This window comes from Nitrosomonas sp. (assembly GCA_016703745.1).
Taxonomy (GTDB): Bacteria; Pseudomonadota; Gammaproteobacteria; order Burkholderiales; family Nitrosomonadaceae; genus Nitrosomonas.
In genome coordinates, this window is record JADJBK010000006.1 from 2,108,936 (window position 1) to 2,129,944 (window position 21,009).

Genomic DNA, 21,009 nt, shown 5'->3' on the forward strand with positions numbered 1-21,009 from the left:
TGGGTCAATTATTTGATGAGTTGGTGTTTGAGCAGGCGGCTGCGCAAGGTATTGCGGTTGATGCCAAGCAGTTGGGCGGCTCTGCTCTGATTCCCATTAGCATGGCGCATGGCGATTTCCAGAAGCGGTTTCTCCGCGCTGTTAATGACCATTTCGTAAATTGGGCAGGACTTTTCACCATCCAGTGCCCGGAAGTAGGTTTCCAGGGATTTACGGACACACGAGGCAATTTCATTCTCATCAATGGTAGCAGTCATCGTGCGGTTTCCTCATTATCCGTATAGGCGAGCTCCATACCCTGCTCCGCGAGTTCATCAAAGAAAAAATGGGTTGCTGTCAGCTGCGCATCTTTTGTTTGTAACTGGTTCATGGCATGACGAAACGCGGCGGAACCAACCAGCCCTCGGGTGTACCAGGATATGTGTTTACGTGCCATGCGTACCCCCGAGTATTCTCCATAAAATTCATATAATTCATGGAGATGATTGATCAGAATGCGGCGGATTTCTACGGTGGTTGGTGGAGGCATATACTCGCCAGTCATCAGAAAATGTTCAATTTCTCGAAAAATCCATGGTCTGCCCTGTGCAGCGCGTCCGATCATGACGGCATCGGCACCTGTATCAGCCAGTACCTGTCTGGCTTTTTGTGGGGAAGTAATATCACCATTGGCGATAACAGGTATGCGGATCGCCGTTTTAACCAGCGAAATCGTTTCATATTCTGCTTCTCCCCGGTAAGCGCAGGCACGAGTTCGACCATGAATTGCCAGCGCCTGAATGCCGGCATCCTCGGCGATACGCGCAATGGCCAATGCATTTTTATGATCTGGATCCCAACCGGTTCGGATTTTAAGTGTGACTGGAATATCGACTGCATTCACCACTGCCTGCAGAATTTTGCTGACCAGACTTTCATCTTTCATCAAGGCGGATCCCGCCATGACATTGCAAATCTTTTTAGCCGGGCAGCCCATATTAATATCAATAATTTCAGCGCCTTGTTCAGCATTGTGTCTGGCAGCATCGGCCATCATCAATGGGTCGGCACCTGCAATCTGCACCGATACAGGCCGGACTTCACCCTCATGGCAAGCGCGTCGCCGGGTTTTTTCTGACCCCCACAGCAATGAGTTGCTGGATACCATTTCGGAGACAGCCATCGCCGCTCCCATTCGCTTGCACAATTGACGAAAAGGGCGATCGGTGACTCCCGCCATTGGCGCAACGATCAATTTATTTTTGAGTTTATGTTGACCAATCTGCATAAAAAACCGTTAATTTTGCGGGTACCTATAGAGATGACATTCAACTTTAGAGCCGTTCTGACAGATAATACGGTGGAAATTAAAACTATCCTCTTGCCCCAAATATCATTCTGCGTGCGACAAAACGCTTGGCAGGTGGTAAATGGTCGAGAGCGGCCAGCCCCCACCCCGTTGCGGTTTGTAGCAAAGGAAAATTGCGGGTAAATAATTTAACCAGGGAATCGGTGAACAACCGGCCACCTTCGCGATCAATGCGGCGCCGTTTATTATAACTTGCCAGCATGTGAGGACTACCAGCTTCATTGGCGCCGCCAGGAGAGGTATGACTTATTTCATCGGCAAGTTCCCATGCATCACGCAAGCCGAGATTGAAGCCCTGGCCTGCGACCGGGTGCAGGGTTTGTGCGGCGTTGCCGATTAGAACAGTCCGTTCAGCAGTGACATTCGATGCATGCTTGAGTATCAATGGAAAACTGGTACGCTGGCCTGCTGCAACAAAATTGATTAATTTATTATCAAAGCTGTTTTGTAATTGCGACAAAAATTCCTGGTCCGCAAGCTGCAGGATAGTTTCAGCCTTGTCAGTGGGTAATGTCCACACCAGCGCATAGCCCTGGCCGGAAGGCAGTAACGCCAGCGGACCATCCAGCGTAAAATGCTCAAATGCCGCGCCCTGCTGTTGTGACGTTACCTCAAGATTGGCGATGATAGCGGTCTGGCCGTAGTCGTGAGTCTGGTACTTCACCCCAGGTACCTGCTCCGCCAGCCTGCCACCATCCGCTAATACCAGCAGGGCGGTTGATGCCAGTTTATCGATTCCGTTCTGCTGGTATCTTATTCTGGCGTGCTGCGCATCGGTTTGGAATGAAGCCACTTGTGCTCCTGTTTGATAATCGGTTTGCCCTTGTTGTACCTGTGAGCGTAACGCAGCATAAAGCTCATGATAATTCACCACATAACCGAGTGCCGGAACACCGGCATCACCCGGGGTCAGGTGTGTCTGGCCTGAATGACCTCGATTGGTAATATGTACCGCTAAAATGGGTGTGGGCTGCGTCAGTTTTTCCCATACACCCAGACGTCGCAGAATCAGATGGCTGCCATAAGAAAGTGCCAGCGGCCGTGGATCATCCACTACTTCAGGCAATGCACGTGCTTCCAGCAGCAGAACCGAGCAATCATATTCCTGTAAGGCCAGTGCCAGCGCCATACCCACTGGCCCGCCACCGGCAATAAGTATGTCAACCTGTTGTTCAGGCAAGACGCCCGGTTTGTCTGGATCGCTATTACTCATAGCGATAGCGTGCTGATCTCGCATGAGCCTCCAGCCCCTCGCCACGTGCCAGTATTGTGGCAATATGGCCCAGTTGTGCGGCACCTGCCGATGAAACCTGAATCAAGCTGGTGCGTTTCTGGAAATCATAGACACCCAGTGGAGAAGAGAAGCGGGCAGTGCCTGATGTGGGCAATACATGATTCGGTCCTGCGCAGTAATCGCCCAACGCTTCACAGGTATGTCGCCCCAGAAAAATAGCGCCGGCGTGTTCAATGCTGTCTACCCATTGTTCTGGATTTTCAACCGATAATTCCAGGTGTTCCGGCGCGATATGGTTGGCGATCTTGCAGGCTTCCTGCAAATCTCTTACCCGGATCAGGGCGCCACGATTTTGTAGCGATGTGCGAATGATCTCATGACGAGGCATGGTTTTAATCAGCCTGGAGATGCTTTCCCTGACGCGTGCAAGAAAGGCCGCGTCAGGGCAGAGCAGGATCGATTGTGCCTGTTCGTCATGCTCGGCTTGTGAGAATAGATCCATCGCGATCCAGTCCGGATGGGTCAATCCGTCACAGATTATGAGAATTTCAGATGGACCGGCAATCATGTCGATACCAACTGCTCCAAACACCTGACGTTTGGCTGCAGCCACAAAGGCGTTACCTGGCCCGACGATTTTGTCGACTCGCGGAATGGTCGCTGTTCCGTAAGCAAGCGCGCCTATGGCTTGAGCACCGCCGATGGTGAAAATCCGGTCTACCTCGCTGATAGCTGCTGCGGCCAGCACCAGTGGATTGCAATAGCCGCCAGGGGTAGGGGTTACCATAATCAGTTCTTGCACCCCCGCGACCTTTGCTGGAATAGCGTTCATCAATACAGATGAAGGATAGGCTGCTTTCCCACCAGGAACGTATAGCCCAACACGCTTCAGTGGAGTAATTTTCTGTCCCAGCATGGTGCCATTTGCCTCAGTGTACTGCCAGGAGGCGGCTATCTGTTTTTCGTGATATCGACGAATGCGCGTTGCTGCACACTCCAGCGCCGTTCGCGCTTCCATATCGATTGACTGCAAAGCATTCTGTGCGCGTTCTTGAGATATTTCAATCTGATCGATCTGGGTCAATTCCAGATGATCAAACTGACGGGTATAGTCCATCAGTGCTGAGTCACCAAGCGTTTTGATGTTATTCAAAATCTGGTGAACTACTTGTGTCACTTCAACATCCTGTAAAGACTCAACTGCAAGCAAGTTGGCAAGGGATTGCTCGAAGTCCGCATCTAAAGTCGATAGTTGATTGATATTAATCATTTTCTTTGAATGACTGCGCGGAATATATCAAGTAAGGGCTGAATAGCTTGGTACTTTAATTTTAATGCGGCCTGGTTGACGATCAGCCTGGCAGAAATAGGCATGATTTCTTCTGCCACTCGTAAATTGTTGGCTTTGAGCGTGCTGCCAGTTGAAACCAGATCAACGATGGCATCGGCTAGTCCTACCAATGGCGCCAGTTCCATGGAGCCATAAAGCTTGATTAGATCGACGTGCATTCCTTTGGCTGCAAAATGATCTCTTGCCGTTTTGACATATTTCGTTGCCACGCGTAGCCGCGCACCTTGGAAAACCGTGGCGGCATAATCAAAATCATTTCTGACAGCGACCATCATGCGACAACTGGCTATCTGCAGGTCAAGTGGCAGATAAAGCCCGCTAGTGCCGTGTTCAAGTAGCACATCCTTGCCAGCCACTCCCATATCCGCCGCCCCATATTGCACATAAGTCGGCACATCCGTAGCGCGTACCATAATGAGACGAATGCCTGGCCGGTTGGTAGCGATAATCAATTTACGTGAGGCTTCGGGATCATCCAGCGTAACCACGCCAGCTGCCTTGAGAAAAGGCAGCGTATCCTCAAAAATTCGCCCTTTTGAAAGAGCGATGGTGACTGCTGAATCAGGTGTTGATGTCGACAATCTGGAGCTACCCAATGAGATTGGCTTCTGCAAACTCCCAGTTAATCAATTTGTCGAGTAAAGCCTTGATGTAGTCTGGGCGTCGGTTCTGGTAATCAAGATAATAGGCATGTTCCCATACATCTACGGTCAATAATGGACGAAGATTGCTGGTTAGTGGTGAATCTGCATTGGCAGTTTTGGTAATGACGAGTTTGTCACCATCCTGTGCCAGCCACGCCCAGCCGCTACCAAATTGAGTAACCGCCGCATTGGCAAGCTCTTGTTTGCAGTTGTCCACGGTACCAAATGCTGCTTTAATTTTCTGTGCTAGTGTGGATGAGGGTTCTCCCCCTCCATTGGGACTCAAACTGTGCCAGTAAAACATATGATTCCAAATTTGCGCGGCATTGTTGAAAATGCCTGCCTGATCCGCTTTTCCAGCCGTTGCGGTGATAATCTGCTCTAGCGATTGCCCTGCAAATGGCGTACCCGCCACCAGTTTATTCAAGTTGTCGACATAGGCCTTGTGGTGCTTGCTATAGTGAAAGCTGAGCGTATGTGCGGAAATAACAGGTTCCAAAGCATGGTCGCTATAAGGTAGTGGTGCTAGTACGTAAACATTGCCGGATTGAGCCGGTTTAGAAAAGTTTTCCAGAGAATTGCTCATCTTGCTTCCTTTGAAAATAAAGTTAAAAAATGAAGCCATAACCAGCCTGGTGATCTAGTCTATTGGAGATTTTACTGAATACCATTTGAAATTTCTGTAGTGAAGGTGACCTGATTATACCCTGCCAACCGTGCAGCTTCCATGACTGTGATAACGGATTGGTGACTGGCACTGGCATCCGCACTGATAACAATGATGGGGTGCTCCTGTGATTTGGCTGCACGATGCAGCGAATCGCGCAAATCTTCAATGCTGACAAACTTTACCGGGACCATGTTGATGGTGTATTCCCCGCCTGCACTGACGGCCACATCAATTACGACGGATTGTTTGGCGATATCCGTTTCCAGGGCGTTTGCCTGCGGGAGGGTTATCTCCAGCGCTGCAAATTTTGAGTAAGTGGTTGTAATAACCAGAAATATAAGGATAACCAGCAATACATCAATCATGGGAACCAGGTTGATTTCAGGCTCTTCTTTTTTGCGTCCTCGTTGAAAATTCATCTGGGGTCAGTTGGTTAGTGGATGAGGAAATTTCGAACTCACATTTTTATTCTAGTTTATTATTACCTTTTCACCAAACCTCGCGGATATATTTATTTGAAGGACACCAAGTGAATCAGCCCCAGGTCGGCATTGTGATGGGTAGCAGTAGTGACTGGAACGTGATGCAGCATGCTGCAAGCATGCTCAGGGATTTCGGGGTGTCATATGAAAACCTGATCATCTCCGCCCATCGTACCCCGGATAAAATGTTTGACTATGCGCAAACAGCGTGTACACGTGGTCTGAAATGTATTATTGCTGGCGCGGGTGGAGCGGCTCATCTGCCTGGCATGCTTGCTGCCAAAACTACGTTGCCGGTATTGGGTGTGCCGGTTACATCGCGGCACCTGCAGGGTATTGATTCCCTGCTTTCCATCGTGCAGATGCCAAAAGGTATACCAGTCGCCACTTTTGCTATCGGTGAGGCGGGGGCAGCTAATGCCGCGCTGTTCGCAATCGCATTACTTTCCATTAGTGACAGCGTGCTCGCGTATCGTCTCGATCAGTTTCGTCAGAATCAGTCAGCGCAAGTTGCAGCAATGACACTTCCTTCAGAAGAAGCATGATCGAGCCGGGTGCAATGCTTGGCATCCTGGGCGGTGGTCAGCTGGGAAGGCTGTTTGTCATGGCAGCTCATTCGATGGGGTACAGGGTTACGGTGCTGGATCCGGCTCGGGATAGCCCGGCTGGTCGTGTTGCCGAACGGCACCTGTGTGCGGATTATCTGGACTTTGTGGCGCTGGATGAGTTGGGCTCGACCTGTGCAGGTGTCACCACCGAATTTGAAAACGTGCCAGCGGATGCTCTGCGTTATCTGTCAAAATTCTGTTTGATCAGTCCGGATGCGGATAGCGTTGCCACCGCACAGGATCGAGTTCGGGAAAAAAAGTTTTTTACCCGTCATGGTTTTGCGCTGGCGCCTTACCTTGTTTTGGATGGTCAGCGACCGTTAATTGCCACGATTGATCCTGCCCTGTTTCCCGGGATACTTAAAAGCAGCCGTTTTGGCTACGATGGAAAAGGCCAGGTATCCGTTGACAGCCCTGGTGAATTACGTGGTGCGCTGATTCACATGAATAACGGGGGCTGTGTGCTGGAGAAAAGGGTATCTCTGGTGCGGGAAATTTCGGTTATTCTCGCCAGAGGACGGGATCAGCAGACTGCCTGCTATCCTGTTGCTGAAAATCGCCATGTCAACGGTATTCTCGATGTCAGCATTATTCCGGCAGAGATCGAAGAGTCGATTGCCGCACAGGCGTGTGAAATTGCCAGGCAAGTCGCCGTCCAGCTGGACTATGTCGGTATATTGGGTATTGAATTCTTCTTGCTGGATAACAACCAGCTCCTGATCAATGAAATGGCTCCTCGTCCACATAATAGCGGCCATTTTACGCTTGACGCCTGCGTCACCTCTCAGTTCGAGCAACAGGTGCGCGTGCTGTGCGGCCTGCCCTTGGGCGGCACTGGTCTCCTGCGTCCTGCTGTGATGGTCAATCTGCTGGGTGATCTATGGCAGGGCGATTCTCCGCCTGACTGGCGTTCGATACTTGATCATCCAGATGCAAAGTTGCATCTGTACGGTAAGCAGGCCGCCCGTCACGGCAGGAAAATGGGGCATTTCACGGTACTGGCCGATACGCTCGACGCGGCGCTGGCGAAAGCGCTGAATATTAAACAAGCATTAACTGCAGTAAGATAATCTCCTGCTTTTTCAACCCTGGGAGTCAGTTGAAGAGCCTGATCCCAGAGTTGCGAGTGATTTATTTACGGACGTATTGAACGTGCCCTGCTTACACCTAAACCAGCCAGGGCAATACCGAGTAACGCCAGCGTGCCCGATTCGGGAATGGCTACAGGAGGCGTGGGGCGATCGTTTCCACTGATCCGGCTGATTTTGAAATAGTCGAGGTTTTTGTCGTAACCTCTTGCGTTATAGGGAGCTGCAGCAAGAATCAGGTAACGCCCGGCGATTCCATTTATACCGAAATTTTGTGTGTTATTGATGGGTACATTCAGGAAATCAAAAGCAGTAAAACCCAGGCTACTCAGATCAGAGAATTTTTTGCCAAAGAAATTATAATCGGCACCGAGCGCATCGCCCCCAATCCAGGCGCGGATATCGGCATCATTTTGTTTCCAGCCAATCTGAAAATCGGTAAACAGATAATCGGCGCTACCAAATTCAAAAACGATCAGCTCATCCTTGCCGTCGTTATCTACGGCATGTTGTGGGGAGGAATCTGACTCACCGGGACTCTTGACACCTAAACCTCCGTTAAACTGTTTGAGCGTTGCTTTAACAAACAAACCCAGTCCAGGATTGTCATTGGTTGCGTAAGCGCGGGCCGTGAGCGTTTTGCCGGCATTGGTAAAAGTACATTCATTACCCACGCCAGAAGTGCATGTGCCCGAGGACAGCCCCCAGGAAACTGGCGTAGCGTGACTATTGCCTGCCAAGCCTGAAATAGTAACCAATGCACTTATGACTAATAATTTTTTCATCTTCGTCTCCTTGTTTGTTATTCGTAAATCGTCAGTTTTGCTGTGTTTTCATCGCTCATGCATTGCCACGTCAGGCTGTGGAGTTCTTGCTGCATGAACTGAAAATCAGTATTTGTATAAAAGCAATTAACGTGCCAAGAATAATTAGCATTTGTTTACATTGAGTTGTGATGAGGTGTCGTTTTTTATGCGAGATGTTGTAAAAGTGATCGACGTTGTCTGCTCGATAACGGCAATCAAAGGGTGCAATAAAGTTTCTTGGAAAGTGCGTTTGAAAGTTGAGGTGTGGCGTAGTGTTTGGCAGGATTGGGCAAGGTGGGCTGGGTAATTGAACTCAGGACGGTACCTGCAGGTTAGCAAGCAGTACATGCTTGAAGTCTGCCTATTTGGCTTATAATGCTTGGTTTTTAGTAATTTTTCTGCAGTCGTGAAACTTTATTTTTCGCCGAGTAGGATGATGTTTCTTCGTTTTATGGGTGCGTTGTGCTCCATTTTTCGCTTTATTTGTGAGCGTTCACTTTTTGATTGCGTTTGTGTGTCATGACCAGTCCAGTTTGTATTTCAGGAGCAGATTCAGGTTCTCCCCAACTGTCTGTCGATTGGTATCTGGATCATGAAATATATACACTAGAAAAAAAACTACTTTTTGATCAGGGGCCTGGCTATGTCGGTCACGAACTGATGGTTCCGAAACAAGGCGATTACCATGTACTGCAGAGCACAAATGATGCAAGCATGCTGGTGCACAACCAGCATGGCATCGAGCTGTTGTCAAATATCTGTCGTCACCGACAAGCGTTGTTGCTTGAAGGGCGAGGCAATATTCGTAATATTGTTTGTCCGATACATCGCTGGACGTATGCAACCGATGGCAAGCTGCTGGGTGCGCCACATTTCAGGCAAAATCCATGCCTGAATCTGGAAAAAAAATCATTGCAGCAATGGAATGGATTGCTCTTTGATGGAAAGCGAGATATTCAGAAAGATCTAAATGGGCTGCATTTCAATGAATTTAATTTCTCTGGATATATGCTCGATCGGGTACGGGTCGATTATTATCAATGCAACTGGAAAACTTTTATCGAAGTGTATCTGGAGGATTACCATGTGGATTCCTTTCATCCGGGACTGGGTAAATTTGTTGATGTCAGTCGACTCGAATGGACATTCTCCGACTGGTACAGCATACAGACTGTTGGAATGCGGACTGAATCAAGCATGGCTGATTCGGTTACATATCAAAAGTGGCGTGAACTCGTTAAGCAGCAATATCATGGTCAATTACCGCCACATGGTGCAATCTGGTTGCTGTATTACCCGAATATAATGCTGGAATGGTATCCGCATACACTGGTAATTAGCACGATATTGCCAACTGGCCAGGAGAGTTGCGCCAATATTGTCGAGTTTTATTATCCGGAGGAAATTGCATTGTTCGAACGGGAGTTTGTTGAGGCAGAGCAGGCGGCCTATCAGGAAACGGCCAAAGAAGATGATGAGATTTGTCGGCGAATGACCGCAGGCAGGCGCGCGCTTTATCAGCAGGGGAGAAATGAGGTTGGTCCTTATCAGCTTCCGATGGAAGCAGGCATGGCGCATTTTCATCAATTTCTACGGCGCGAGATCGGGCCTTATTTGACAGAATAAAAGATCACCGAGTAACAGATTGAGGTCATATGATACTAACTGGAGCGAACTGAAATGATCAGTATAAACAAGGATGATAGTTTGATTGCTGTGGCGGTTGCCGGTGAATTTACGCTGAATGATTTTCGGCAGTTTGAAGATGAGGTGCTCTACCAGGTACATTTGGGCGGTAAAGTCAGCATATTGTTGGATTTGCGAGATATGCTGTCCTATACAGTTGATGTGGCTTGGGGAGAGCTGACATTTGTACGCGAACATGGCGATGAAGTTGGTCGAGTGGCGATCGTAACTGATAATCAATGGCAGGCATGGAGTGCCTGGGTGTCCAGTTTGCTGACTGATGCGGAGGTTATGGTTTTTTCCGATTACGATAAGGCTGAAAAATGGGTTATTGCCTGAATAATATAAGAGCCGAACAAAATGAATGAGTTGTTGCTGGCGAGGGCGCTGCATGTGGTTGGTGTTGTCATATGGATTGGTGGCGTTGCCATGGTAACAAGTGTGCTGCTGCCCTTGTTGATACAGATGCCCTCAGCGCAGAATCGTGCTGAGTTTTTTAGGAAATTCGAAAAACGCTTTGCGGCGCAGGCGAGAATTGTTACCTTATTAGTTGGGCTGAGCGGGTTTTATATGGTGCATGCGTTGCACGCCTGGGGTCGCTTTGGTGAACTGCGATATTGGTGGATGCATGCGATGGTATTTGTCTGGTTGCTGTTCTCGATTCTCCTGTTTATTTTGGAACCGAATGTGTTACGTCGCCGTGTTGAGACAAGCGTTCAGCAAGCATCGGAAGCAACATTCAGAAGAATGCAGCGTTTTCACTGGATTCTTTTGAGCATCAGTCTAGTGACTGTTGCGGGTGCAGTTGCCGGAAGTCATGGCTGGTTAATGCTCTAAAAAAGATTATGGATTATCTCGCACTGAAATATGTTCATGTTGCAAGCGTTATACTCAGTTACGCTCTGTTTTTATTCCGTGGAATATGGATGCTGCAGGTTTCGACTGTGTTGCAGCAGCGTTGGGTAAAAATTCTGCCACATGTTAATGACACTATATTGCTTTCCAGTGCGATTACTCTGGCAGTTCTGACACATAGAAATCCTGTTGATGAGCCTTGGTTGGCAGCAAAAATTGCCGGATTAATCATTTATATTGTGTTGGGAATGATGGCTTTCAGATTTGGCAAAACTCAACAAGTGAGGTTGGTTAACTGGGTGCTAGCCCAGATTGTTTTTTTGTATATCGTGTTGGTTGCGCTAACCAAGCATCCTGCCATAGGTTTGATTTAGGACATCCTGAGATTTTAGGTTTTGGTGATTTCTTATGCTGTGTGCCGCTTCGCTTATAAAATATATTTACGTTTATTCAATGTATTAACCTGTCATATCATAACCGCTAGACGTATATTCAGTCTGGTTTTGGATTCTGGGTTTTCATGGCTTCTTCATTTTGTGGTAATCATGTCCTTCCTGAATTAAAAGGTGATGATCACATTGTTTTGCACTTACCTATATTATTGGTTGTGTTAAAATGCCCACCTTCCCAGCATGGGTTATTGGGGTATGGGGTGCTGGCTGGTTGTACGGCAAGGTTTCTAGGAATTTATACTGTCTGACATGGAATTTTTGAAAAATGACTGATAGCTTCAATAAGGGAGAGATGAGCGGGCGCAGGCGGTTTCTTCTGGTAACTACTTCAATTGCTGGTGCCATTGCAGGAGTGGGAGTGGCAACACCTTTTTTGCGCAGTATGATGCCAAGTGAGCGAGCAAAAGCAGCTGGTGCTCCGGTCGAAGTGGATATTGGTAAGCTGGAGCCGGGCATGCTGTTGACAGTCGAATGGCGTGGCAAGCCAATCTGGGTACTAAGGCGTACCGAGGCTATGCTGGAGACGCTGGAGAAGCTTAATGCGCAACTCGCTGATCCAGATTCGCTGCGCGAACAGCAGCCGGCATATGCAAAAAATTTGACGCGCTCAATTAAGCCCGAGTTTCTTGTTGTTGAAGGGGTATGTACGCATCTGGGCTGTGCCCCAACATTCAGAAAAGATATTGCACCGGCTGATCTGGGAACCGATTGGTTAGGAGGATTTTTTTGTCCTTGCCATGGATCAAAATTTGATCTGGCCGGAAGGGTCTATAGTGGTGTACCGGCGCCCACTAATCTGGTTGTTCCGCCTTATACCTATCTAAGTGATAGCAGTCTGTTAATTGGTGCTGAAAGTAAAGAGTCCTCATAAAATGAGCAAACAAGAAAATTCGATAGTAGCGTGGATTGATAAACGATTTCCGATGACGGTAACCTGGAAGGCGCATTTATCAGAATATTACGCGCCCAAAAACTTTAATTTCTGGTACTACTTTGGCTCTCTGGCCTTGTTGGTACTGGTTAACCAGTTGTTGACCGGTATTTTTCTGACGATGAGCTATAAACCAGATGCCAGCATGGCATTCGCATCGGTGGAATACATCATGCGTGATGTGGATATGGGTTGGCTGATCAGATACATGCATTCAACGGGTGCATCCATGTTTTTTGTGGTGGTCTACTTGCATATGTTTCGCGGCATGATGTATGGCTCCTATCGTAAACCTCGTGAATTGCTTTGGTTGATCGGGATGGCAATTTTCTTTGTTTTGATGAGCCTTGCCTTTACGGGTTATATTTTGCCATGGGGACAAATGTCATATTGGGGGGCCCAGGTAATAGTCAGTATGTTTGGTGCAATCCCGCTCATTGGTGAAACCTTGTCAAACTGGATACTGGGGGACTTTATGCTGTCGGATGCAGCATTAAACCGGTTCTTTGCCTACCATGTGGTTACTTTGCCTGGCTTGATTGTTGTTCTCGTGTTCGTGCATATTGTCGCTCTGCATCAAGTGGGATCTAATAACCCAGACGGAATCGAAATCAAGACTAATCGCAATCCTAAAACTGGAATTCCTGTGGATGGAATTCCATTTCACCCTTATTACACGATTAAAGATATCGTTGGGACGGTTGTATTTCTAATTATCTTCTGCCTAATTGTTTTCTTTGCGCCAGAAATGGGTGGCTATTTTCTGGAATACAATAATTTTATTCCAGCTGATAGACTCAAAACGCCGGATCACATTGCGCCAGTCTGGTACTTCACGCCTTACTACTCAATGTTGCGTGCAGTCACAGTTAATTTTCTTTGGATAGATGCAAAATTATGGGGAGTAATTCTAATGGCGGCTGGTGTGGTGGTTTTTTGTTTTCTGCCATGGTTGGATCGTAGCCCAGCCAAGTCTATCCGTTACAAAGGTCCTTACTTCAAAATAGCGCTCACACTTTTTGTGATCAGCTTTTTTGTGTTGGGGTGGCTGGGAACGCAGACTCCTACCCCTCTCTATACCTTGCTAGCACAAATATTCACAGTGGTGTATTTTGCATTTTTTATTCTGATGCCGTGGTATAGCAAAATCGATAAAACCAAACCAGAACCGACAAGTGTGACGAAATGAAAATAATGAAACTTTTGCTGATTTCGAGTATGGTATTGCTGATTCCATGCTTTGCTCATGCTGCTGCCAGTGTTGCCTTGGATAAGGCCCCAATTAATGTGGATGATAAAGAATCATTGAAACGGGGTGCTAAAAGTTTTGTCGAGTACTGCCTGACTTGTCACGGCGCAGAATTTATGCGTTACAATCGCCATCGTGATCTTGGCATGAGCGAGGGTGAGATTGTCGATCAACTAATCCATACTGGTCAAAAAGTTGGCGAGTTGATGGAGAGCTCGATGAGGAAAAAAGAAGCGGAAACTTGGTTTGGTGTTGTGCCGCCAGATTTATCAGTCATTTCTCGTGCGCGTGGAGCAGATTGGTTGTATACCTACCTAAGGGCGTTCTACAGAGATTCATCAACAGTGAGCGGTTGGAATAATTTGGTTTTTGATAAAGTGGCCATGCCTCATGTTTTGCATCAGCTCCAAGGTCAGCAGGTTTTAAGTGGTAACGACCATAAAATTGAAAAAGCTTCAACGACTAAACAGCTTGAGCTGGCTGTCCCCGGCGTAATGACGGAAGCCGAGTTTAATAATTTTGTAGTCGACTTAGTCAACTACATGGTGTATCTTGGCGAGCCTCATGCGGCGCATAGAAAAGAGTTGGGAATGGGAGTTCTATTGTTTTTATTCCTGTTGTTGGGGCTAGCTTACTTGCTTAAAAAAGAATACTGGCGGGATATTCACTGATCGAGCGAGATGTAATTGCTATTGGTGGTTGATTTCAGTAGTAATACAGAGTCGGCTACCAGATAATAAATTAATTGCAGTAAATTAAAAAATATGATGACGCTCTACTCAATTGCAACATGCCCATTCAGTCATCGTTGTCGGATAGTGTTGCACGAGAAAGACATGGATTTTCAGGTGATTGATGTTGATCCTAACAACATCCCCGAGGATCTTGCAGTCATCAGCCCTTACGGTAAGATGCCTCTGTTAGTAGAGCGAGATCTGGTCTTATATGAAGCGAATATCATTAATGAGTACATCGATGAGCGTTTTCCACATCCACAATTAATGCCGGCTGATCCGGTGATGCGGGCGCGGGCGAGACTTTTGTTGCATCGGTTTGAAAAAGAACTGTTCTGTCATATCGAGGCGCTTGAAAATAATGATCGAAAATCGATTGATCGTATTCGTGTCGAGATGTCCAATGGACTGACCATGATTGCTGCTATTTTTGATAAGCAGAAATATATGCTGGGGGACGAATACTCCATGCTGGATGTTGCAATTGCGCCACTTTTATGGCGGCTTGATCATTATGGAATCAAACTGCCTAAGCAGGCCGCCTCACTACTTAAGTATGCCGAGCGTTTATTTATCAGGCCATTGTTTATTGATGCGTTGACACCTTCCGAAAAATTGATGCGGAAATGAAAGATATAGCAATCAAACCCTATTTAATACGTGCGGTTTATGAGTGGTGCATTGCCAGTGAGGTCGCTCCTCATCTTACTGCTGTTTCTATTCATTGCCACAACTTGCCGGAAAACCTGGTTCTGCATGAGGACGTGACTCTGAATATAGATCCAGTCGCAACGGATGGCCTCTCAATAAACGATGAATTTGTACAATTTAACGCTCGTTTTAATGGAATTTCCAGAAAAATTTTAATTCCTATTGAAGCTGTCAAAGCAATTTTTTCCAAGGAATTGGAACATGGATTAAGTTTCACTCCTGAAACTAAGAATGAAAAAGTCAAGATACCTGTTAAAACAATAGACTCTAAAATAAATACTCAAGTTAACCGCGATAAATCTTTCCTGAAAATCGTAAAGTAATACTGCCTCAGTTTTTTATATAAATTTCTTATAGTTAGTAGCATAGATATCATCATGCCGGCATAGCTCAGATGGTAGAGCAGCTGATTTGTAATCAGAAGGTCCCGAGTTCGATTCTTGGTGCCGGCACCACTCATATTTACTCAATAAATACATAAGGTTATGCATATCTCTATATAGATTTTTGCGATATGCGTTATGTAAATCAAGTTTGTTGTTAAGAAATTTAAGTATTTATAATCAAGATGTTAAGAGGTTACTTTTAGGTCTCTAACTTTGTGGCTAGCACCTCTGATTAATAATCGGATCACCTTTCATTTTAAGTCCTGGATTTTTAGGGTCTTAATTGCGGGAGTTGTATTTGGATGTGCCAGGTTCATTAAAAAAGGCTATGTCATCGTTAATTGTTGGTCGCTGCAAATAAACACTATTTATCATTTATAAACGAGCCATTAGCCAAAAAACCAATAATTGATATTTTTCTTTAAATTCATTGGGTTACATGACAACCACTAACTAACGATGACATAGCCTTAAAAAATGAGAGTCAATGCGACTATATCCGAGTCGTGTATTTCTTCGCTTCATTTTAACCGCAAGCTCAATCAGATCTTCTCTGGTTTTTTCGTCCAGGCTTAATTCGATTTTTACTGGTATAGATATTGCCAGAGACCTTTACAAAACATCTGAATCCAAGAACAACAGGAGAAAACTTGAAATTTAAATTTGTTTTCCTGCCATTTTATGAATTTTTAAAGATAAATCGCGTTGTTTAAGGAACCTCTGATTAATTCCCCGCAAGCAATATAATTCTGCATCAAACTTTTCCGAGAAGCCATTCATGAAACCTTACCAACAGATGAGTTTTGCTGATGCAGAATACGCCAATAAGGGCAAAGTCACGCGCCGCGAGAAGTTTCTCGATCAACTTGACGGGTTATTGCCTTGGCAGGCTATGATTGATGTTATTGAACCACACTATGCGCCAGGCAATGGGCGTGGCCGCAAACCATTTGCCCTGGAATTGATGCTGCGCGCGCATGTTGCGCAAATTATCTACAACTATTCCGATCCGGGCATGGAAGATGCGCTGTATGAGATTGAATCACTGCGCCGCTTTTGCGGCATTCGTCTGGAAGCCGTGCCGGATGAAAGCACCATTTTGCAATTTCGGCATTTACTGGAAAAACACGGGTTAATGGATCAGATCTTCCAGATCATCAACCAAACGCTGAGTGAGCGTGGGCTGTTCTTGAAAGCCGGCACCATCGTCGATGCCAGCCTGATTGCCGCGCCGACTTCGACCAAAAATAAAAGCCGGTCGCGTGATCCAGAAATGCATTCCAGTAAAAAGGGCAATCAATGGTTTTTCGGCAGCAAGTTTCATATCGGCGTCGATCATGAAACCGGGTTGGTGCATACGCTCAAAGTAACCTCGGGGCATGTCAGCGACGTTGCCGAAGCCGCCGCCCTGCTGCATGGCGAGGAACAGTTTATTCATGGCGATGCCGGATATCAGGGGCTGGATAAACGCCCGGAGATGCCGGTGGAAAACCCTCCGGCCTGCGTGATCGCGATGCGTCCGGGCAAACTGGCCAGACTCACGAAAGACGATTCCGGAGCGGCTCAACTACTGCGCGAGGCCGCCCGCGAACTGGCGAAACGCCGCGCCAAAGTCGAACACGTGTTTCGGGATATCAAAATCCGCTTTGGGTATGCTAAAAATCGCTATCGTGGCCTGGCCAAAAATGCGGCCCGCTTGACCTTCCTGACAGCCATTGCCAACGTCATCCGTGGTGATGCTTATGAACGTCGATGTCTTGTTGCGTCTGAAATTTGAAAACAAGCCAGTAAATGGACTTGTTTCCAGGGAGAAATAGCTGTTTTCATAAAAATCAGCGTCACTATTTGAAAATAGTGGCTAGTTTTTGAGTGACTGCCGTTCAGAATGTTTGTTTTTCAGAGGTTCCTTTACCCTTGGGCGTCTTTCGCCTGAAGCGCCAAAACGCGGCAAAATCCTTGACTTTTTGTGACAACTGAATCGGAATACAGTCATTTTTTGATAGATTATCATGGTGTTTGACAACCGTGCCAGCTTTCAGTACATTCAACCCTCATGGAAAAGGTGGTTTATTTTTCCTATGCCCGCAACGACCAGCCTATGGCCATGCATGGCGTGCAGCATATCCTCCACCCGCTGACACCATTACCCGCCTGGCCGGACAATGACCGCCGCTCGAAAATCGTCTTCATCACCCGTGATATGGAGCGGGAAACGGTCGAGCGTATTTTTAAGGTGATCACACAGGTGGCAAGGCGCGGCCAGTAAGCTTTCCGGGAATAGCGATCGTAATATGTGTGGTTTTTTTAAAGACGCGGATTCAAGTATCAGGGTTTCACGCCGGTCACTATGCTGTAATAGCCGAATGCCTTGTGAATTCGGATATCCTGGAAACCGATTTTCTTCAGCATGGCGGACAATTCCTGGCCGGAATACTGTTTACCTTCCGTCCAGCCCAGCATCATCATGCTGAATGCCGCGGAAGCGAAAGGGCCGTTTTTTTCGTCATTGTAGAGCATTTCATGAATGACTATCCACCCGCCGGATTCAAGACTGTTGAAGCTCTTTGCCGTCAGAAAATGACATTTTTCCGGCAACCAGTCGTGATACAGATTGGAGAAAAGATGCAAATCCGCCTGCGGCCAGTGATCCTGCCAGATATTGCCCGGGTGTGTTTTGACGCGATCCTGCAAGTTATATTGTGCAATGTAACCTTCAGCCACTTCGCAAACCTGCGGAAAATCCAGGATCAGCGCTTTCTGCAAGTCCGGCAGCCGCAGCGCCGCGCCGATCGAATGCGCGCCGGAACCACCGCCGATGTCGAGCATCACGCGGTGCTTTGAAAAATCCATGATACCCGGCCAGACGAGCGCGGGCGTGATGCTGATACTGTGCATGCCACAAGTGAAGCGGTGGAGCAGTTCGATCTGCTCTTCATGCGATTTGAATATATCGCCGCCGCCGTAAGCCTGCGGCGCATCGGTGAGGACTGCTTTTTCGAGCTCTTTGAAGGAACATACCTGATAATTGTCGATCATCAGATCCCAGAAAAAACCGAAGTAATTGGGGCTTTCTTCAAGTAGATACTCTCGCGTAACCGGCGTCAGTGCATATCGCTCCGCTTGTAAGGAAAGAAAGCCCAGTGCAGTGGCCGCCGTCAGGATCGCTTCCGCAGGGCGCTGATGTATGTTCAGCGCAGCGCAAATTTCCGGCAGGGTGCACGCACGTTCAGCCAGCAAAGGAAATATTTTCAAGCGGTGGGCCAGGAGTAATGCCGGATAGCCATAAACCGCAAAGACGACATCCCACACCGGACGATCATCCACCTGTGGTATCTGAACATTGGAATCAGTATTGTGCGACATTACGCCTCCTTATTGCGTTTATTTTTCCTGGTTTAGCGGACTGGCCGGTGATTGATGCAGCGATGCAGCGCGCTTACGGCAATTTCTGGCCGGGCAGTGCGTTTGCGGATTTTTCGGTTTCGATCAGGCGTTTGATATTCTGCACCGTTCGTTCGGCGCCATCCTTGATCGCTGCGCGCACCAGTCCCTCCATGGGCCGCATGACCATCAGCAATTCAAGCAGCTCAAACGTAAACGTCAGCCGCGTGGTTTCATCCGAATCGATACGCTGAAATTCATAGGTGCAGCGAAAAGGATCGGGCATGCCCAGAAGCGTCAGGCGTTCACCCGGATCATACGCCGATATTTTGAACCGGGATTCGGTGCGGCGTCCGTGATCGATGCGCACCTGGCGGCCGATTGTGCCCAGTTGAACCGGGCCGGGTGTAATCTGATCGAGTTCTTTGACTTCCGGTGACCATTTCGGATAATTCTGGAACAGATTTTCACCGAGAAATCGGAAGAGTTCTCCGGTTGAGCATCGCACTAAAGTAGATGCCCTGCCTACGACAGGCTCGGTAGAGCCCAGATTAAGCATGGAACCTAAATTGAACATGTCATGTTGTCCTTTCCAGCCGGGCGATGCCGGGCCAGGTGTTTGTGAAAAATCCAATGCATACTTTCCCAGTCCGTAAGATTGATCTATCGCGTGCAGCTTATGCTGCAATCCTGATCCGGATACCCGCCATATCCCTCCTGTTTTGACATAGCTGCATATGTTGACCAATTACGGTGACAGTTTATTAAATATACTAATTATATCATGCTGGTAGCATAGCATAATTAGTATATTTAATAAACTGTCACCGTAATTCCCGTAATTCCAGAAAACTGTGATTGCGTGGATGGGAGCGTTGGACGGTTACGATACAGCCATCTGTTCTTAATCTCCAGGCAATCATAATGTCATAAACTGGCAGTAGCATACGTATTAACCTCTTCATTCAGCTAATTGAGAGGTTCGACTGCATACAACGACTCAATACGGGGAACTGCCATGATTTACTTCAAAGTAATTGCGATAACGATCGCCCTGATAATGCCTGGTTTGATACTGCAGGCTGCCACAGCTGCATCTTTCGATGATGATTTTATCAAGACAAAACCATCTAAAGAGTTTAAAACACTTAAAACACAGCATCTCAAAAAGCTGAAAGCGCGGCATCTTAATGTGCAATTAGGACCGCGTCCTTTCTTCCTGGTTGATGATATGGATGAAAGTCCGCTCAAAACAAAACTACTTTCGTGTTCGGAAGGGCCATTCAAGGCCAGCAGTTTTTCAATTGGCCACCGTGGTGCGGCCTTACAATTTCCAGAGCACACCCGCGAGTCTTATCTTGCTGCCGCCAGAATGGGTGCAGGGATTCTGGAATGCGATGTTACTTTCACCCGTGATCGTGAATTGGTCTGCCGCCATTCACAATGCGACCTGCATACGACCACGAACATTCTTGCCATCCCCGAGCTGGCCGCGAAATGTTCCGAGCCATTTACTCCCGCTGAAATTAACTCTGCTACCGGTGAAGTCATCAGGCCAGCATCAGCCAAATGCTGCACTAGCGACATCACGCTTGCCGAATTCAAAACTCTTTCTGGAAAAATGGATGCAAGTAATCGTGCAGCAACCACCGTACAGCAGTTTCTGGAAGGCACAGTCCCATGGAGAACGGATCTCTATGCTGACAAGGGTACAGTTCTTTCTCACAGGGAAAGCATCGCGCTATTTAAATCTCTGGGCGCCAAAATGACGCCTGAGCTCAAGGAACCAGAAGTGCCCATGCCTTTTCAGGGAGATTTTACGCAGCAGACCTACGCACAAAAAATGATCGATGAATACAAACAGGCTGGCATTCATCCAAAGGATGTCTACGCGCAATCCTTTAACCTTGAAGATGTGCGCTATTGGATCGAGAATGAACCTGTTTTTGGAAAACAAGCAGTCTATCTCGACGGACGCTATGATGACCCGCAGTTTGATCACACCAATCCTTCTACCTGGCAACCTGACATGCAGGAACTCATTGCCGCAGGAGTCAGCATTATCGCGCCACCAATGTGGATGCTCGTCGCTGTCGGTGACAACCAGGAAATTGTCCCATCGATTTATGCTAGAAAAGCAAGGGAAGCAGGACTCGATATCATCGCCTGGACGTTTGAGCGTTCCGAACCGCTGGTCAATGATGGTGCCTGGTACCATCAAACGACGGATGCAGTCGTCAACAATGATGGAGACAAATACGTTACGCTTGATGTGCTGGCAAAGCAAGTTGGTATTTTGGGTATTTTTTCAGACTGGCCTGCAACGGTCACTTATTACGCAAATTGTATGAAGCTGAAGTAATACATAAATTCTGCTGGTTGTCGCATCGGGA

Annotated in this window: 25 protein-coding genes and 1 tRNA gene; 15 read left to right on the top strand and 11 right to left on the bottom strand. The window is 47.3% G+C overall.

Annotation, left to right across the window (positions count from 1 at the left end):
* Positions 1–8: 8 nt before the first annotated feature.
* The 7 genes from IPG31_11070 to IPG31_11100 form a co-directional block, all read right to left on the bottom strand.
* A complete protein-coding gene (locus IPG31_11070; GenBank protein MBK6618867.1) occupies positions 9–257 on the bottom strand; it encodes a Fis family transcriptional regulator in 249 nt (82 codons plus the stop codon).
* Positions 254–1,267 (bottom strand): tRNA dihydrouridine synthase DusB, encoded by a 1,014-nt coding sequence (gene dusB / locus IPG31_11075; protein MBK6618868.1) that lies wholly within the window; start codon positions 1,265–1,267, stop codon positions 254–256. The genes IPG31_11070 and dusB overlap by 4 nt, the downstream gene beginning before the upstream one ends.
* Before the next feature lie 85 nt (positions 1,268–1,352).
* The gene (locus tag IPG31_11080; GenBank protein MBK6618869.1) at positions 1,353–2,561 is read right to left on the bottom strand and encodes an FAD-dependent monooxygenase; all 1,209 of its coding nucleotides are present in this window, start codon (positions 2,559–2,561) and stop codon (positions 1,353–1,355) included.
* Positions 2,554–3,852: a histidinol dehydrogenase gene (hisD, locus tag IPG31_11085; GenBank protein ID MBK6618870.1), complete on the bottom strand. Its 1,299-nt coding sequence runs from the start codon at positions 3,850–3,852 to the stop codon at positions 2,554–2,556. The genes IPG31_11080 and hisD overlap by 8 nt, the downstream gene beginning before the upstream one ends.
* On the bottom strand, positions 3,849–4,514 hold the full coding sequence (locus IPG31_11090) for an ATP phosphoribosyltransferase (protein ID MBK6618871.1): 666 nt from the start codon (positions 4,512–4,514) through the stop codon (positions 3,849–3,851). The genes hisD and IPG31_11090 overlap by 4 nt, the downstream gene beginning before the upstream one ends.
* 7 nt (positions 4,515–4,521) lie before the next feature.
* On the bottom strand, positions 4,522–5,163 hold the full coding sequence (locus tag IPG31_11095) for a superoxide dismutase (GenBank protein ID MBK6618872.1): 642 nt from the start codon (positions 5,161–5,163) through the stop codon (positions 4,522–4,524).
* A 71-nt stretch (positions 5,164–5,234) separates the two neighbouring features.
* Positions 5,235–5,666 (bottom strand): biopolymer transporter ExbD, encoded by a 432-nt coding sequence (locus IPG31_11100; GenBank protein MBK6618873.1) that lies wholly within the window; start codon positions 5,664–5,666, stop codon positions 5,235–5,237.
* A gap of 137 nt (positions 5,667–5,803) precedes the next feature.
* Between IPG31_11100 and purE the strand changes: the two genes are divergently transcribed.
* Positions 5,804–6,274: a 5-(carboxyamino)imidazole ribonucleotide mutase gene (purE, locus tag IPG31_11105; GenBank protein MBK6618874.1), complete on the top strand. Its 471-nt coding sequence runs from the start codon at positions 5,804–5,806 to the stop codon at positions 6,272–6,274.
* A complete protein-coding gene (locus tag IPG31_11110; protein ID MBK6618875.1) occupies positions 6,271–7,407 on the top strand; it encodes a 5-(carboxyamino)imidazole ribonucleotide synthase in 1,137 nt (378 codons plus the stop codon). The genes purE and IPG31_11110 overlap by 4 nt, the downstream gene beginning before the upstream one ends.
* 65 nt (positions 7,408–7,472) lie before the next feature.
* Here IPG31_11110 and IPG31_11115 read toward each other — a convergent pair whose 3' ends face one another.
* Positions 7,473–8,210, bottom strand: coding sequence for a PEP-CTERM sorting domain-containing protein (locus IPG31_11115; protein MBK6618876.1), 738 nt, complete (start codon positions 8,208–8,210; stop codon positions 7,473–7,475).
* A 540-nt stretch (positions 8,211–8,750) separates the two neighbouring features.
* Here IPG31_11115 and IPG31_11120 point away from each other — a divergent pair.
* From IPG31_11120 to IPG31_11175, 12 genes are all read left to right on the top strand, one after another.
* Positions 8,751–9,857, top strand: a complete 1,107-nt coding sequence (locus IPG31_11120) for an aromatic ring-hydroxylating dioxygenase subunit alpha (GenBank protein ID MBK6618877.1) — start codon at positions 8,751–8,753, stop codon at positions 9,855–9,857.
* Positions 9,858–9,911: 54 nt separating this feature from the next.
* Positions 9,912–10,256 carry an STAS/SEC14 domain-containing protein gene (locus IPG31_11125; GenBank protein ID MBK6618878.1) on the top strand — a complete coding sequence of 115 codons (345 nt, stop codon included), beginning with the start codon at positions 9,912–9,914 and terminating at the stop codon, positions 10,254–10,256.
* 21 nt (positions 10,257–10,277) lie between these two features.
* A complete protein-coding gene (locus tag IPG31_11130; GenBank protein ID MBK6618879.1) occupies positions 10,278–10,754 on the top strand; it encodes a hypothetical protein in 477 nt (158 codons plus the stop codon).
* 8 nt (positions 10,755–10,762) lie between these two features.
* A complete protein-coding gene (locus IPG31_11135) occupies positions 10,763–11,146 on the top strand; it encodes a SirB2 family protein (GenBank protein ID MBK6618880.1) in 384 nt (127 codons plus the stop codon).
* A 343-nt stretch (positions 11,147–11,489) separates the two neighbouring features.
* On the top strand, positions 11,490–12,095 hold the full coding sequence (gene petA / locus IPG31_11140) for a ubiquinol-cytochrome c reductase iron-sulfur subunit (protein MBK6618881.1): 606 nt from the start codon (positions 11,490–11,492) through the stop codon (positions 12,093–12,095).
* Between the two features lies 1 nt (position 12,096).
* Complete coding sequence (locus IPG31_11145) at positions 12,097–13,344, top strand: cytochrome b N-terminal domain-containing protein (protein MBK6618882.1); 1,248 nt, start codon at positions 12,097–12,099, stop codon at positions 13,342–13,344.
* Positions 13,341–14,075: a cytochrome c1 gene (locus IPG31_11150; GenBank protein MBK6618883.1), complete on the top strand. Its 735-nt coding sequence runs from the start codon at positions 13,341–13,343 to the stop codon at positions 14,073–14,075. The genes IPG31_11145 and IPG31_11150 overlap by 4 nt, the downstream gene beginning before the upstream one ends.
* A gap of 93 nt (positions 14,076–14,168) precedes the next feature.
* Positions 14,169–14,768, top strand: a complete 600-nt coding sequence (locus IPG31_11155) for a glutathione S-transferase N-terminal domain-containing protein (protein MBK6618884.1) — start codon at positions 14,169–14,171, stop codon at positions 14,766–14,768.
* Positions 14,765–15,172: a ClpXP protease specificity-enhancing factor gene (locus tag IPG31_11160; protein ID MBK6618885.1), complete on the top strand. Its 408-nt coding sequence runs from the start codon at positions 14,765–14,767 to the stop codon at positions 15,170–15,172. The genes IPG31_11155 and IPG31_11160 overlap by 4 nt, the downstream gene beginning before the upstream one ends.
* 56 nt (positions 15,173–15,228) lie before the next feature.
* Positions 15,229–15,304, top strand: a tRNA-Thr gene (locus tag IPG31_11165).
* A 709-nt stretch (positions 15,305–16,013) separates the two neighbouring features.
* Positions 16,014–17,012, top strand: a complete 999-nt coding sequence (locus tag IPG31_11170; protein MBK6618886.1) for an IS5 family transposase — start codon at positions 16,014–16,016, stop codon at positions 17,010–17,012.
* Between the two features lie 276 nt (positions 17,013–17,288).
* A complete protein-coding gene (locus IPG31_11175) occupies positions 17,289–17,501 on the top strand; it encodes a GTP-binding protein (GenBank protein MBK6618887.1) in 213 nt (70 codons plus the stop codon).
* Positions 17,502–17,560: 59 nt separating this feature from the next.
* Here IPG31_11175 and IPG31_11180 read toward each other — a convergent pair whose 3' ends face one another.
* From IPG31_11180 to IPG31_11190, 3 genes are all read right to left on the bottom strand, one after another.
* Positions 17,561–18,598 (bottom strand): methyltransferase, encoded by a 1,038-nt coding sequence (locus IPG31_11180; protein ID MBK6618888.1) that lies wholly within the window; start codon positions 18,596–18,598, stop codon positions 17,561–17,563.
* A gap of 73 nt (positions 18,599–18,671) precedes the next feature.
* Entirely contained in the window at positions 18,672–19,193 is a 522-nt protein-coding gene (locus IPG31_11185; protein ID MBK6618889.1) for an SRPBCC family protein, read from the bottom strand.
* A gap of 247 nt (positions 19,194–19,440) precedes the next feature.
* On the bottom strand, positions 19,441–19,581 hold the full coding sequence (locus IPG31_11190; GenBank protein ID MBK6618890.1) for a hypothetical protein: 141 nt from the start codon (positions 19,579–19,581) through the stop codon (positions 19,441–19,443).
* A gap of 95 nt (positions 19,582–19,676) precedes the next feature.
* Here IPG31_11190 and IPG31_11195 point away from each other — a divergent pair, with 95 nt between their 5' ends.
* Complete coding sequence (locus IPG31_11195) at positions 19,677–20,978, top strand: glycerophosphodiester phosphodiesterase (protein MBK6618891.1); 1,302 nt, start codon at positions 19,677–19,679, stop codon at positions 20,976–20,978.
* Positions 20,979–21,009: the final 31 nt, after the last annotated feature.